This is a genomic window from Methanofervidicoccus abyssi (genome assembly GCF_004310395.1).
In the GTDB taxonomy this organism is placed as follows: domain Archaea; phylum AGJL01; class Methanococci; order Methanococcales; family Methanococcaceae; genus Methanofervidicoccus; species Methanofervidicoccus abyssi.
On sequence record NZ_BFAX01000003.1, the window covers coordinates 316,707 to 332,244 of the forward strand.

General features: G+C 35.2%; 14 protein-coding genes. 8 read left to right on the forward strand and 6 right to left on the reverse strand.

The genetic code is table 11. The annotated features are described in order from the left end of the window. Window positions 1-20: 20 nt before the first annotated feature. Genes MHHB_RS04140 through MHHB_RS04150 form a run of 3 tightly spaced genes read right to left on the reverse strand, consistent with a single transcriptional unit; the run spans window position 21 to window position 3,008 of the window. Window positions 21-788 (reverse strand): ABC transporter ATP-binding protein, encoded by a 768-nt coding sequence (locus tag MHHB_RS04140; protein WP_131007334.1) that lies wholly within the window; start codon window positions 786-788, stop codon window positions 21-23. 3 nt (window positions 789-791) lie between these two features. Then, complete coding sequence (locus MHHB_RS04145; protein WP_131007335.1) at window positions 792-1,820, reverse strand: FecCD family ABC transporter permease; 1,029 nt, start codon at window positions 1,818-1,820, stop codon at window positions 792-794. A 39-nt stretch (window positions 1,821-1,859) separates the two neighbouring features. Beyond that, window positions 1,860-3,008 (reverse strand): ABC transporter substrate-binding protein, encoded by a 1,149-nt coding sequence (locus MHHB_RS04150; RefSeq protein ID WP_131007336.1) that lies wholly within the window; start codon window positions 3,006-3,008, stop codon window positions 1,860-1,862. Window positions 3,009-3,836: 828 nt separating this feature from the next. Between MHHB_RS04150 and MHHB_RS04155 the strand changes: the two genes are divergently transcribed. The 3 genes from MHHB_RS04155 (at window position 3,837) to MHHB_RS04165 (ending at window position 6,645) form a co-directional block, all read left to right on the forward strand. After that, complete coding sequence (locus MHHB_RS04155) at window positions 3,837-4,133, forward strand: ArsR/SmtB family transcription factor (RefSeq protein ID WP_131007337.1); 297 nt, start codon at window positions 3,837-3,839, stop codon at window positions 4,131-4,133. Between the two features lie 61 nt (window positions 4,134-4,194). Next, a complete protein-coding gene (gene gatE / locus MHHB_RS04160) occupies window positions 4,195-6,120 on the forward strand; it encodes a Glu-tRNA(Gln) amidotransferase subunit GatE (protein ID WP_131007338.1) in 1,926 nt (641 codons plus the stop codon). Window positions 6,121-6,177: 57 nt separating this feature from the next. Further along, window positions 6,178-6,645, forward strand: a complete 468-nt coding sequence (locus MHHB_RS04165) for a phosphatidylglycerophosphatase A (protein ID WP_131007339.1) — start codon at window positions 6,178-6,180, stop codon at window positions 6,643-6,645. Between the two features lie 73 nt (window positions 6,646-6,718). Here MHHB_RS04165 and pth2 read toward each other — a convergent pair whose 3' ends face one another. Then, a complete protein-coding gene (pth2, locus tag MHHB_RS04170; protein WP_131007340.1) occupies window positions 6,719-7,069 on the reverse strand; it encodes a peptidyl-tRNA hydrolase Pth2 in 351 nt (116 codons plus the stop codon). A gap of 88 nt (window positions 7,070-7,157) precedes the next feature. Between pth2 and MHHB_RS04175 the strand changes: the two genes are divergently transcribed. Beyond that, a complete protein-coding gene (locus MHHB_RS04175; protein ID WP_131007341.1) occupies window positions 7,158-8,282 on the forward strand; it encodes a hydrogenase large subunit in 1,125 nt (374 codons plus the stop codon). On the opposite strand, the gene MHHB_RS04180 is transcribed toward MHHB_RS04175, so the two are convergent. After that, window positions 8,279-9,253: a methanogenesis marker 2 protein gene (locus MHHB_RS04180; RefSeq protein WP_131007342.1), complete on the reverse strand. Its 975-nt coding sequence runs from the start codon at window positions 9,251-9,253 to the stop codon at window positions 8,279-8,281. The genes MHHB_RS04175 and MHHB_RS04180 overlap by 4 nt on opposite strands. Before the next feature lie 225 nt (window positions 9,254-9,478). After that, complete coding sequence (locus tag MHHB_RS04185; RefSeq protein WP_131007343.1) at window positions 9,479-10,108, reverse strand: precorrin-2 dehydrogenase/sirohydrochlorin ferrochelatase family protein; 630 nt, start codon at window positions 10,106-10,108, stop codon at window positions 9,479-9,481. Between the two features lie 163 nt (window positions 10,109-10,271). On the opposite strand from MHHB_RS04185, the gene MHHB_RS04190 reads away from it, so the two are divergent. From MHHB_RS04190 to MHHB_RS04205, 4 genes are all read left to right on the forward strand, one after another. Then, window positions 10,272-10,541, forward strand: a complete 270-nt coding sequence (locus tag MHHB_RS04190) for a Gar1/Naf1 family protein (RefSeq protein ID WP_192893818.1) — start codon at window positions 10,272-10,274, stop codon at window positions 10,539-10,541. Between the two features lie 35 nt (window positions 10,542-10,576). Continuing rightward, window positions 10,577-11,575 (forward strand): transcription initiation factor IIB, encoded by a 999-nt coding sequence (locus MHHB_RS04195; RefSeq protein ID WP_131007345.1) that lies wholly within the window; start codon window positions 10,577-10,579, stop codon window positions 11,573-11,575. A 129-nt stretch (window positions 11,576-11,704) separates the two neighbouring features. Further along, window positions 11,705-13,987: an ATPase, T2SS/T4P/T4SS family gene (locus tag MHHB_RS04200; protein ID WP_131007346.1), complete on the forward strand. Its 2,283-nt coding sequence runs from the start codon at window positions 11,705-11,707 to the stop codon at window positions 13,985-13,987. Window positions 13,988-14,404: 417 nt separating this feature from the next. Next, window positions 14,405-15,535 carry a type II secretion system F family protein gene (locus tag MHHB_RS04205; RefSeq protein ID WP_131007347.1) on the forward strand — a complete coding sequence of 377 codons (1,131 nt, stop codon included), beginning with the start codon at window positions 14,405-14,407 and terminating at the stop codon, window positions 15,533-15,535. Window positions 15,536-15,538: the final 3 nt, after the last annotated feature.

Sequence of the window (15,538 nt, forward strand, 5' to 3'; positions counted from 1 at the left end):
ACTTATAATTTTCAAAATTACTAAACAATATCAGGTATCACTATCTTTATACTATCTAACTCCTTAATCCTACAGATATTTCCATAAAGAGTATTCAATACGTCTTCAGTTATCACTTCATAGGGTTTCCCATTGGCGATGATTTTTCCCCTATGTAGTACTATTACTCTATCACAAAACCATAGCATATGGTTGGGATCATGGACACTTACAACAACTGATATACCATCCTCTGTAAGTCTTTTTAAGGTATTCCATATCTTTAACTGGTTTCTAAAATCTAACGCCGAAGTTGGTTCATCTAAGACCATTACTCCAGTTTCCTGTGCCAGTGCCCTTGCCAACAGTACCAACTGTCTCTGTCCTCCACTTAACTCTGTATAAGGTCTCTCTGCAAGATGGGAGATGCCAACAACTTCCATAGCTTCTATAGCCTTGTCCATATCTATTTTTTTCGGCCCAAATATACCTCCTAAATGGGGAGTTCTTCCCATCAGCACGATCTCCTTAACTAAGTAAGGAAATGGTGGCCTATGTTCCTGTGGCACGTAGGCTATTAACTTTGCTATATTCTCTATAGACATCTTAGTTATATCTCTCCCATCTACGTATATTTTTCCTATCTTAGGTTTTAAGAATCCTATAATACACTTAAAGAGTGTAGATTTTCCTACGCCGTTAGGTCCAAATATTCCACAGAGTTCTCCCCTTCCTACTTTAAAGGATATATCTTCTAAGATATACCTATCTCCACTATAGGCAAAATGAAGATTTTTAATCTCTATCATAAATTACTCTCCTCCAAAGAACTGATCCTTCCTAGATCTCAAGAGGTATATAAGGTAAGGTGTTCCGAAGATAGAGGTTACAATTCCTAACGGTATCTCTCCAGTGGTGATAGTCCTGGCAATAGTATCACATAAGATAAGAAAGATACCTCCCATAATTGCAGAAAGAGGTAGGAGAAACCGGTGATCAGGCCCTATAATAAGACGGGCTGCATGAGGGATCATTAACCCAACCCAACCTATGATCCCTGCAACCGAGACTGATAAAGAAGTTATAAAGGTGGCGACAGTGATCAGTATAATCTTAAGCCTCTCAGTGTTAATTCCAAGGGACCGCGCTTCTTCGTCTCCTAAAGACAGTATATTTAACTTCCAGGAATAGGCCATCAGTAGAAGTATTCCAAGAGGTATAGACAGTGTAAGGGTATAGAATTGAGACCACCCAACATGGTATAATCCTCCCATCAACCAAAATACTATTGCCTTTAACTGGGCTTCAGTGGCTATATATTGGAATATTGATACCAAGGCGTTAAAGAGAGATCCTAAGATCACACCTGCAAGTAGTAAGGTTACCAATGGTGTTTTGCCCCTTACTTTAGCTATATAGTATGCACAGAAGACAGCTACCATCCCAAAGATAAAGGCCGAGATCTGTGCTGAATAGGGAAGTGGAAATATAATAGACAGTGCAGCTCCGAAGGCTGCTCCTGAGGAGACTCCAAGTATAAAGGGACTTACCAGTGGATTTCTAAATACTCCCTGATAAGTAGCCCCAGCAGTAGCCAAGGCCATACCTATAAGCATTCCCGTCAACACCCTTGGGACTCTTATATCCCACACGATAGTGTTGTAAATTTCATTAAAAATCTCTCCACCTAAGATATGACATCTGATAACATTGAATACCTCAAATAGAGGAATCTTATAAACCCCCATACATATGGAAAAAATTACCGTGAAAAACAGAAGAATTCCCGCTAAAATCACTATAAAAATTTTACTACTGTAGTTAAAATCGACTTTATTCATCAATATCACCGCCAAAAAAATTTATAAAAAAATAGAAGATTAATGGACTTCTCCTCTATACCTCTGTGCCTTCACCGCTTCCTTAATTTCTTCATCATTCAATCTATATAACTCCTTATAGAGTTTGATTTCTTCTTTATCTGGATCTATATCGGTAAACCTCTCTGGATATAGTGTCTTTGCCTCCCTTAGTAGTCCTATTGGGAACTCTACTGTAGCCCTCCATTCTGTTATCCCCAAACTTCCAACCTTTCTATCCTTTATGGCCTTAACATTCTGTACCAACTTCCAATCTATGAAGACGTTCTTTCCACTGTATATATCCTCTGGACTTATGTATCCCTGGTGCCCAAGGGCTATTATGGCATCTGGGTTTAATTTCAAAATTTCTTCTGGAGATGTTTTAATCCACCTACCACTTTTAAGGACGTTTTTTCCATGTACTATGTCCTCTAAGAAGTAGGATTGTATTGTCTGGGCACCTAACATATAGTCAGGAGTTGCATATAGCAGAACCTTTGGTCTTTTATCCTCTGGAATATCCTTTGTTCTTTCTTTAATTAACTCTACATAACCATTTAGGTAGTTTATTAAATCCTTAGCCTCTTTTTCCTTATTGAAGATTTTCCCTAATATCTCTATCTCTTGCCACATAGTACTTACATTTGGAGTATCATAAGATGTTGGATGTAGGAGTATTACTACTGGGATACCCATTCCATTTAACTTGTTTATAATTTCCCGATACCTCTGTTCTCTCTCTTTGTTAGTTGAAAATGCCCTTATTATTACAACATCTGGCTTCGTTGCTGCGATAGCCTCGTAGTTTAACCCCTTCGATGTACTTCCTACGTCTGGAATATTCTCTATCCTTGGACATACAACCTTTAGGAATACATTTTTCTTCTGGGAATTATCAACACCAACCACTTTATCATCAATACCCCAGATCTTCATGATCTTTAAATATGTTCCAGTGAAGTCAAGTAAAACAACTCTATTTACATCTTTTTTAATTTTGACTACTCTATTCCACATGTCTTTAACAGTTATGTACTCCCTATTTTCGTTAGTAGATGGGACTGTATTTTCATTACTTTTTACATTTTCTGAGACACAGCCACTGAGTGATACAGTAACTACCAAGAGACTACATAGTAATAATACCCCAAACTTTTTTAAATCCAAAATATCACCTACTGCTAAATTTTTATGTTATTTTTAATATTAATATTGGACTTTGTAATACAATATTTCGAATATATATCTTTCTATTTAATTTATTTATATAGTATAATAATAAAAATAAATAGCAAATAATAATTATAATATAGTGATTAATAATCTTTATAACAAAATATAACCAAGAGGTGAGCAAGTTGATAGTTTATAACTTAGAATGGTTGAAGGAAAGGGATTTTTTAAAAAATTGTACATTAGAAGTTAAAGATAAAAGTGTTTTAGTGTCGATGAAAAGAATTATGGAAACCTTACTTAGACTTAGACGTAAAATATATGGCGAATTTAGATATTTGCTTGGTAGTTAAAAGATAAATAAAAAGATGTTGTATGTGAGAGGCTTAATAGTGAAAGATCCTTTTGCTACAATGATAGTTAGAGGAGAAAAAACTTGGAAAATATATAGCTTCCTTCAATCCAGCATTACCGGGGGCTATCAACAGGATGAAAAAGGAAATTCGAAAATATTAATATTTAATAAATCTAAATAACTAAATAAAATAAAAAATAGATAAAAAGCAAATATAATCCATCTCTGAAAATTGAGCACTGGAAAAATAGATAGATTTCCTACCAAATCTTTTTTAGGAGTTTTTTACAGTATTATATTAATAATTATGTTTATAATTATAAACGTTAGTTAGAAATACGCTACGGTAATAGCACTTTTAAGATATACAAAGATATTTATATAGTAATATATAGAAATCTATATATATGATGTAGATGTTTTACTAAATATTATTTTTATGGGTGTTAAATGTTTATGGTGGTAGTATGGATAAATTAGATACTAACAAGTATGAAACAATGGCTGAGATTTTCAAGGCCTTTGCAGATCCCACCAGGTTGATGATATTGAAACTACTAAGTGAAAATGAGAGTATGTGTGTATGTAAGATAATAGATGAGTTAAAAAAACCACAACCTACCATTTCACATCATCTAAATATATTAAAAAAATCTGGATTAATAAAGGCGAGGAAGGAAGGGACCTGGAACCACTACTATATTGTAAACCCAAAGGTAAAGAACATCATAGCTACTATGGATAGTATTGTAAATGGAAATTAACGTTAGTACTTTTTTCATAAAAATTTTTATCTAAATTTTAATTATTACAAGTGGTGGCAGGATGGAGTTGGATTATAAAAATTTAGGTTTAAAAGTAGGTTTAGAGATTCATCAACAGCTAGACACTAAGAGAAAACTCTTCTGTAACTGTCCTACTGTGTTAAGGGACGATAAGCCACATGGAGAGATTAAGAGATTCTTAAGAGTGTCCCAAAGTGAGATGGGGGATATAGACAAGGCTGCACTTCTAGAGTGGAAGAAAAGGAAATACTATGTATATCAGTATTACAACGACACAACCTGTTTAGTGGAGTTAGACGAGGAACCTCCTCATCTTCCTTCGCAGGAGGCTTTGGAAGTTGCACTACAGGTGGCCTTCCTGATGAATATGGATATAGTGGATATGATACATACCATGAGGAAGATTGTTATAGACGGTTCTAACACTTCGGGGTTTCAGAGGACCATGTTCATAGGTAAGGATGGATACGTAGAGACAGAGTACGGTAAGGTTAGGATTAGCAGTTTATGTTTAGAGGAAGACGCCGCTAGGAAGATAGAGGAAGGAAAGGATTATATAAAGTATCGAGTGGATAGATTAGGAATACCACTGTTGGAGATCTCCACAGAGCCTGACATAGATTCACCTAAGATGGGAAAGGAGACTGCAAAGAGAATAGGGATGATACTTAGAGCCACTGGAAAGGTGAAGAGAGGACTAGGTACTATAAGACAGGATATCAATATATCTGTAAGGAATGGGGCAAGGGTGGAGATAAAGGGAGTGCAGGATCTCGATCTCATAGAGAAGGTGATTGAGAGAGAGGTAATAAGACAGATGAATCTTTTGGAGATATCTAAGATACTGAAGGAGAGGGGGGCTGAGGTAATAGATAAAATAGTAGATATCACCGAGATATTGAAGGATACTAAATGTAAGATACTCCAGAAGGTGTTAAAGAGAGGTGGAAGGATAAAGGGAATTGTATTAAAAGGTTTTGGTGGTCTCATCGGTAGAGAAATACAGGAAGGTAGGAGGTTGGGATCGGAGTTGGCAGATAGGGCCAAGGTTATCGCGGGGGTTGGAGGTCTCTTCCATACAGATGAACTTCCCAACTACGGTATCACTGAAGAGGAGGTAGAGAGGATAAAGAAATATGTCCAGGAAGAACTTGGGATAGAGATAACCTCTAATGACGCTATTGTCTTTATAGGGGATGAAGAAGAAAAGGTAGATAGAGCACTTGAAGCAGTTATAGAGAGGTCTAAGGAGGCTATTAAGGGAGTGCCTGAGGAGACGAGGAGAGCACTTGAGAATGGAAATACCACATATTTGAGACCATTACCAGGAGCTGCCAGGATGTATCCAGAGACAGATATACCACCTATTAGAGTAGACAGGGAACTCCTCGAGAATATAAAAAATAACCTTCCTGAGCTACCAGAGGAGAAGTTAGATAGGTTTATAAGGGAGTACAAACTCAACAGGGAGCTGGCTGAGATGCTGATAACATCTCCAAGGGTCCAACTCTTCGAGGAGTTATGTGAAAGGTTTAAAAGTAGTATAAAACCAACTCTTATTGCAACAACGTTGGAGAATACGTTGAGGGAGATTAAAAGGGATGGTTACGACATAAATAACATTACTAAGGACCACTTTATGATGTTATTTGAAGGGCTAATTGAAGGTAAGATGTCCAAGGAAGCTATAGTAGAGGTACTTAAGGGATTTGCCCAATATCCAGATAAGAGTTTAGATGAGATATTAGAGATGAAGGGACTTAAAACCCTCTCTATGGAGGAAGCAGAGAAAATAATTGAGAGCATAGTTGATAAACATATAGATCTTGTTATGAATAGAGGTATGGGATCTATGGGGGCACTTATGGGTAGGTGTATGTCTATTCTAAGAGGTAAGATAGACGGTAAAACTGTAAGTGAAATATTGAAATCTAAAATTATGGAAAGGTTGAAGGATAATTCATAATTTTTATTATTACAGTGAGTTTTTATAGAAATTATTTTTCACTCTTAAGGTGGCAATATGGACAGTAACTCTTTTATTCAAGACTCTAAAGATCTCCTTTTAAAGGGTTTGGAGAGGTATGGAATAAACTTGGAAAGTATGGTAGATACCGCTATGGAGTTGTGTATTTCAGAGAGTAAGGAAGATATAAGGGTGAAACTTGAAGATATAATGTTAAGAAAATTAGAGGATCCTAATGTCTTGATACTGATGATATGTGCCTTAAAACTTGAAGAAGAAGGTATCAGGGGAAATTTACCTTTCAACTACCAAGAAGATCCAAACCATATATATGTAGATGAAGTAATTGGTATGGCTATCGCCAACGAGATATCTGGGACTAAAGGGATATTTAACTTCAGATGGTATGATGCAAAAAAACCTGGTATAATAGGAATCCTCGATAAAAAAGGCTATGTCTTTTTAGACGATGCTATAGCAGGATTTATTGCGGGATGTATGTCCAAGGTTTTTGAAATAATATAACCTTAATTATTATTTTATTTATTGGATTAAGAATTAAGACTAAATATAACAATAAAGATATCCATTACCCTCCCTACAGTAGTTTCAATCTCCCAGTTATTTTATCTATCTTCTCTTCTCTTTCAGGGCCAATAGCAACTGCAGTATATGTTCCAGGAGACAACTGAGTTCTTCCAGCATCCCTTATTAAACTACAGGGTAATCCTTCTATAGAAGCCTCCCTGAACACCTTCATAAGTTCCTCCTCAGAATTCACTTTAACTACCACCTTCTTTTGTCCCTCTTTCAACCACTCCTCAACAACTTTTGAACACTCCTTCTGAGCCTTTATAAACGCTTCTATGGATGCATGACATGCCTGGGCTGCTATCTTTCCTTTACCCATATTTAAATCTGTTCTGACAACGATAACTTGCTTGTACATACTCTCTCCCATTTATTATAAAAAGATTTTAATATAACTTTAAAACAATAACAATTATCATTATTTATCATTATAAATATGTGGTATTATGTACGAAGGAGAGATAGCGATAGGACCTATTCATTCTTCTATTCTCGAGCCTCATAGGTTGAGGTTGTTCATAGAGGACGAAATAGTAAAGGATGCAGAACTTACAATAGGGGTAAATTACAGAGGGGTAGAACTACTTATGGAAGGGCTACCTCCAGAGAAGGCTACCATCCTTACAGAGAAGATATGTGGTATATGTTCCCATATCCATCTATGGTGTGCAGTTAGGGTTACTGAAATGGGGTGTAATATAGAAATCCCAGAGAGGGCTAACTATATAAGGGTGATAGTTGAGGAGTTGGAGAGACTACATTCCCATACCTTACTATTTGGCCACGTCTTCGAGGTATTGGGCCATGAGACTATGGCCATGAGGGCCTTCATGATCAGAGAGCCTGTACTTCAGACACTCTTTGAGATAAGTGGAAGTAGGATTCAGTACTCCTGTCCGATAATAGGGGGAATCAGGCCAAGGTGTAACATCCCAGACAAACGTATCCCTTCCCTAATGGAGAGGATAGAGAGATTCGAAGAGAAGATGGAGAAACTCCTAGATAGGACGTTGAGAGATCCTCTAATAGTTTCCCGTATGAAGGATATAGGTATAATGGATAGAAAAATTGCTGCAAAGTATCACGCAGTAGGACCTACAGCCAGAGGTAGTGGTATAAGAAGTGATATGAGGAAGATGGATTACGTGCCAGAATACGATCCCTTTGAGTTTGAGGAGATTCTTTTAGATGATGGTGATGTCTTGTCTAGGATACTTGTAAGGATGTACGAGTGTTTAGAAAGTTGTAAAATAATAAAGCAGGCATTAAAGGGCCTTTATCATCTACCTAAGAAGTTTTACAACCCTAACTACGAGATAACAGAGTTTAAACCCATAGATACCTATAACGAAGCTCAGAGGGGGCAAGTATATTACTCTTACGGTGTAAACAGTGAGGGTAGGATAATCCACACAAAGGTTAGAACTCCCACAGAAACAAATTTAGCCTGTATGGAGGCTGTACTCAAAGGATATCACGTATCTGATGCAGAGTTGATTATAACAAGTTGTGATCCCTGTTTTACCTGCACAGATAGATCTATATTTGTTATAGAGAAGAAAGAGGTTTAACATCCACAGATATACTCTCTCTCAAAGTCAAACAAAACTTCTCTCTCTTCCCCATTTCCTATAACAAGTTTCTTCTCCTTAACCACCTCACCACAAACTTCGGCGGTTACATTAACGTTCTCCAGTATCTCTTTAAGAGGTTTTACCTTCTCCTCAGGTGTTGTAAATACAAATCCACATCCAGGATACATCTTCAACCACTGGACAATTGGAATATCCTCGGGTTTCGGTATCTTTCCCACATCCACATAACCTCCCTTTCTGGACACCTCGAGGAGCATCCCCAAGGTACCCAAGGCACCTGGATTACTTATATCTTTACAGGAGTTAGCCAATTTCTCTTTCCCAATAACTTCAAGAACCCTCAACTGATCCCTTACAAGTTTCTTTGACTTCATGGTGGTAGTGTCCCAGTTGAGATTGAATTTCTCATGGACTTTACCGTCGAGATCGTAGGCAAATACTATCTTATCTCCAACTTTTGCACTGTCACTCCTCAGAATACTGTCCTTATTTACAATACCTGTGATGGAAACATCGAGAACGTTGCACTTTGCATCTGGATGAGTATGACCTCCTAACATGGGGATACCGAACTTCTCTACACCATCTCTTATACCCTTAAGGATCTCCCTACATATATCCCAATTTTTTACACCTATTATACTTGTCATGCCTATAGGCCTACCTCCCATGGCTGCTATATCGTTGGCATTAACAAGTACAGAACAGTACCCTGCCCACCAGGGATCTACCTCTAACACCTTATCCCATATACCATCTGCAGCCAGTAGAATAGCATCCTCACCGTTAATAGCTACCACCGCAGCATCTTCTCCAAAAGAAGCTATGATCTTGAAGTTGTAATCTTTATCGTTAAATTTAAAACAGGATATTATCTTTTTTATGCCCTTTTTCCTAACAACTCCTTCAAAATTCCTTATAGAGTCGATAATCTCTCTTAATCTCATAGGATCCCCTACTAATGGTTATAAAATTTTTTTTTTCAACCACGTTATAATACAGTTCATATTTTATTTCCTCTTATAAGTACTAGTTGTTTTTAACTAACATACAACTATCAAGAATATCCATAATAAAAATAATAATATAAATAATAATAATTATTACGTAATTGTAATGATTATTTTAACATAAAAAATAAAATAAAATTAACTATACTCGGAATATTTTTATCAGTCTATTTTCTTGTATTTTTTTATCAGTTCCAACAGTTCCCTTTTAAAGTCTTTATTTCTAAAAATTTCTTCTAAAATTTCCTTTCTATCTCTTTGGGATGGAATATACTCCTTTAAAAAGGATCTTAAACTATTTTGGAGATCTATTTCGTATCCATGATTTTCTATGTAGTTCTCCACCAATTTCCTAATATGCCTTGCTATCAGTGGGCTCTTTCCTTGGGTATATACAGCGAAGTATATCCCATCCCTGTAACAGTATGCAGGAATTATAAAGTTAACATTTCTTTCAAATGTAGAGGAGTTTATAAATTTACTAAATCTCTTAGCGATATTTACAATCTTCCTGTTGTTTTTCTCGTCCATGGCTGTTATTATAAAATCATGCTCCTTTATAACTTCCTCAATCTCTTCTTCTCTTAGATCTTCCACATTACAGGTTATAAACTCAATGTTACAGATATTTTTATAGTAACTCATAGTTTCTTCATCTACGTTTTCCTTGGTATATATAGTTATCTTCTTTGGTTCTCCAGATATTATTTTATCTAACCTTCTCCTTCCTACCTCTCCAAATCCGAAGATACACACCTTAAAGTCTTTTAATTTAATAAATATCGGTATCATCTTATCAGATAACATAAATTTAAATAAGAAAAAGTAATACTTATATAAATACTTTTCGAAAAGTTTATATAGTAGTATTACAAAAGGAAGAATTAGATATGTAATATAAAATACTTATATCCATATTTCTAAATCTATAAGTTAATTAAATCGGAGGATTACCGTGAGAAGAATAAAGATACTCCATGAACTTCCCAATGGAAAAATCGTAGGTAGGGTAAATTATCAACCAAAGTTAAAATCTACTGTTTTTTTAGATCGATCTAAGAGGAAGATATTAGGAAAGGTATATGAGGTTTTTGGGCCAGTAAATAAACCTTACGTGTCTATAGTATCGAAAGACGATTCTGCAAAGAGGGTAGCACTAACCCGAGGGGAGGCTTTTATCTCAGATGAAAGGAGAGAGAGGAAACGCTTCAATAGAAGAAAATAATTAATAAAGTTGAAAAATATCCTCGGTGCATAAATATGAAAACAGAAGTAATAGAAAAGGAGAAAGTGGTAGAAAAAGAAAAAAATAAAGATAAGAAAGAATCAAAAAATGTTATTCTTGAAAAAGAAGAGGAATTAGTCTGTCCTATATGTAAAAGTAAGAATATAATTAAAGATTACGAGAGGGCAGAAATTGTATGTGCAGACTGTGGATGTGTCTTACAGCAGAATCTATTCGATACAGGGCCAGAATGGAGAGCCTTCGATCATGAACAGAGGGTAAAAAGAAGTAGGGTAGGGGCTCCGATAACATACACTATCCATGACAAGGGGTTATCAACAGTTATCGACTGGAGGAATAAAGACAGTTATGGGAAAGATATTTCTGCAGAGAGAAGGGCTCAACTCTACAGGTTGAGAAAGTGGCAGAGGAGAATTAGGGTATCAGATGCCTCGGAGAGAAATTTAGCCTATGCCCTCTCAGAGTTAGATAGGATAGCATCTAAGTTAGGACTTCCACGGAATGTAAGGGAAAATGCTGCAATCCTCTATAGGGGTGCTGTAGAGAAGGGACTTATTAGAGGTAGAAGTATAGAAGGTGTAGCAGCTGCTGCCCTCTACGCCGCCTGTAGAATATGTAAGGTTCCGAGGACATTAGATGAAATTGCGGAGGTCTCCCGGGTAGATAGAAAGGAGATCGGAAGAACCTACAGGTTCCTAACAAGAGAGTTGAATATAAAGTTAGCTCCAACAAGTCCAATAGATTACGTCCCAAGGTTCGCTTCTGAACTTAATTTACCTGGAGAGGTGGAATCCAAGGCTATAGCTATACTTCAGAAGGCCAGTGAGAAAGGGCTAACAAGTGGTAGAGGCCCAACAGGTGTAGCAGCAGCTGCAATATACATCGCCAGTGTACTCCATGGAACTCGGAGAACTCAGAGGGAAGTTGCAGATGTTGCCGGAGTTACTGAAGTAACTATAAGGAATAGATATAAGGAATTAACAGAACACTTGGATATAGATGTTACACTGTAAAAAATATATTGTACAATTTTATTGTTTATTTTATACTATATTATACCATATGAATAAATATGAATAAACTCATAATAAATTCCGTTGATAGATAAAAATATTTAAAAAATAAGAAGTGAAGGTAGAAACATGGGGCTATTTGATAGAATTAAAAAGAAAAGTATTAAACCTACGCCTATCATTGTTAAAAAAAGTAAAATTTTAGATGAAATAGATGTTGAGAAGATAGGTAGTGACATTCTTCAAAATAATAAGACTAATATATCAACAGATGTTACTAAAAGACCTATTGAAAAAGAAGACAACACCCAAATATTGAAGTCCAAAGAAGAATTTTCTGTTAAATTTGAAAAGTTTAAAATAACGTCCCCAAAAGTTATAGATACCTATACTGTGAAAATAGAAGATATGGAATTTGAGGTAGTTTTGGAAAAAGAAGAAGGGTATATATATTATATAATACCTGAGATTGATCAGATGTTAAATATATTATCCAAATTACCAAAAAATAGTGTTCAGGAAATAAAAACTGATATATCAGAAGGAGAGTTCAACAGTGTCGGTGAAATATATAGATACTTATCAAACTATGTAGAGAAATATGATTTAGATCTTAAAAATGCTGAAATTAGAAGTTTAGCAAAGTACTTCTACTTGATTGTTGGTAAATTGGGGTTTTTAGAGATACCTCTAAATGACGAGAGATTAGAAGAGATAATGATAAATGGAGAATACAGATACGCTTACGTGTTCCATAGAAAATACCAGATGTGTAAAACCAACATTATTTTTAATGAAGAAGAATTAAGAAGAATTATAGAAAGTATAGCATTAATTGCAGGGAGGACAATAGATGCCAGAACTCCTATGTTGGATGCATTTTTACCTGATGGAAGTAGAGTTAATGCTACCATAAAGGAGGTTACACCAGAAGGGGATACTTTAACTATCCGTAAATTCACGAAAGATCCTTTAACAGTTGTTGATCTTATAAAATTTGGTACCTTCAACTTTGAATTTGCAGCCTTCCTATGGCAGGCTGTAGAGGGATACTTCGGAGCTAAACCTGCAAATACCTTAATTGCAGGAGGTACAGGTTCTGGTAAGACTACAACCCTCAACGTAATATCTATGTTCTCCATGTACACTGATAGAATAGTCACCATCGAGGATACACCAGAACTTCAGATACCCCATGATCATGTAATAAAGATGATAACTAGACCTCCAAGACCTGGAGTTCCCGGCTACGAAATTACCATGAATGATCTAATCAAAAACGCCTTAAGGATGAGGCCTGATAGGATATTTGTAGGAGAAGTGAGAGGTGAAGAAGCTCACTCTCTTTTAGTAGCCATGAACACTGGCCATGACGGTGCGTTAGTTGGAGAAGAGTTGATATACCTATCTGATGGGACGGTTGTGGAGATAGGAAACTTTGTAGATAGGTTCTTCGAGGAAGGATATAAAGTAATAAAGGAGGATAATGGATTTGAATGGATAGATATATCTAAGGATAACATATACATCAAGAGTTTCAACAAGAGATCCTTAAAAATCGAGGATAAGTTGATATCTCACGTATGGAGAAAAAGATATTCTGGAAAACTTCTAAAAATAAAAACTGAGAGTAACAGGGAGATAACCCTTACTTATGATCATCCACTTTATGTACTAAGAGGTGTTATCTTCGAGGTAAATGCTTCTTCATTGGAGGTAGGGGATTATATAGCCCTTCCTAAGAGATGCACGGAATATGAAAGATGGGAAATAGTTAACAAGAGTGCTGGAAATGGAGATACAGTAGTAGAAGATCTAAATGTTTCAGATGTTTTAAGTGGAGATATCTCTTGGGATAGAGTTGTCTCTATCGAGGAAGTCATCTACAACGGTTATATATACGATCTTACAGTGGAGGACAACCATACCTATATAGCAGGGAGTAACTGGGGAATTATAGTTTCTAACTGTTCTGGGACTATCCACGCAAACAGTGCAAGTGAGGCTATAAATAGGTTGATAAACCCACCGATGAATGTACCTAAGATCATGTTATCTTCCTTAGATTTTATTATAAACCAGCAGAGAATTAAAAGGAATAGAAAAACTATTAGAAGGATATTGGAAGTTATAGAAATCAGTGGTTCTGGTGAAAATATATCACAAACACTTCTCTTCACTTACGATAGTGTGGAGGATACTATAAAAAGAGAAGGAATCTGTATGTGGGAAGAAGAGGTTTGTAATATTGCAGGTATAACTAGGGAGGAGTTAATAGAAGATAGACTTAACAGAATTGAAGTGTTGAAGTATGCTGTTAGAAACAATATAAGGGATATAAAAAGTGTAGGTAATTTAATAAGGAGATACCAGGAGGATCCAGAAAGATTGCTTAATAGTATAAGGCTCTAACCACAATATAATATCCACAGCTCTCATTTAAGGTAATTTAAGGATATTAGGCCATATACATCAGTTCCAAATAAAAACAACAATCTATTATAAAAATAATAAATAATTATAATATAAAATAATTATAAAAATAATAAATTAAAAACAAGAAACTTCTATCTACCTCGAATATAGATACATCTCTTCTACTCCTGAACAATTTCAAAGAAAGTCTCTTTTATACCTTTTTAACTACAACTGTTGGAATAATTTTTTTATGTTCTATTTTTTAATTACTACTTTAATGGAGCTAAGGTAATGCTTAATAATAATACTTATATAAAAAATTATAAATATTTTTCAGTTTAAACTTTAAATATTAAATTTAAGAGTTGGTTTCCTTCTCCGCCCTAAAGGGCGAGATTTCACGGTGATGTGATGACAAATACAATTATAAAGAGGTTAAAGGAATTATTTAAAGAATTTTTAGAGACTATCAAAAAGTATCTCTCAGAGATAATTGATACTATAGATAATGTGATCTATTTTAAATTAAATATTGGAAGGCCTCGAGGTTATATAAAAAGAAAGAAAATTTCTCTAGGCGATATCAAAAAACTAATTGATAAGTACAGAGATATTGATGAAGATATGATGAAATTCTACGATATCCAGGAGTATATTGATTACGATAGTATTTTAGAGAGAAAAAAATTAGAGGAAATAGAGATAGACTTAGATGAACTATTGGAACGATCTTATATGAATATTCTTAGAGATTATATTACAAATTTTTCCTACTGTGTAATCCGTAGTAAATATTTACCTTCTTTAAGAGATTTCCAATATGCAGGTATTAAAGATATAAATAAGTATTTCATGAAGGTAATAGTTATATCCATTGTTGTAGGTTTAATATTCTTTTTGAACTCCATAGATGATATATTTATAGGTTTAATAGATGGACTCTTTGCAACTATATTGGTAATAGTTGCAGGAATATACTATCCAAAGATAAAACTCATACTATTTCGAGGAGATATAAAAATCCAGATAATAGTAACACTTCTAGATATGATAGCATCACTAAACGCTGGAATGTCTTTACAGGAGTGTGTTAAAAAAATAGCAGAGAACCCTGAGTATGGTATTCCTTCTTTTGAATTTAAAGGGATTATCTACGATATCGAAAAAGGAGGCTATAGTTTTAAAGAGGCATTAGAGAGGGCAAGATTTAGAACTAAGATACCTCTAATGAAAAAGTTATATACCCAACTTATAGTGGCTATAAATAAAGGAGGTGCCCAGTTACTTTTGGAAAGTTTATACAACGACATTCTCAGAGAATCAACGGCCAAAATAGATTCATCTAAGTTCCAAATAACAAATTTAGGTAATTTAATATTTGGTGTAGGTATAATTTTACCTTTCTCAGGGATGATGCTTTCAGCAATTCAGGGAAATACAGGTTTCAGTGGTATAATAGAAACAGTGGATTTAATTCTGACAAAGATAGCCCCTATATCAGCTGCCATCTTTGCAGTATTTATAAAGTTAAAAATCGAGTGAAAT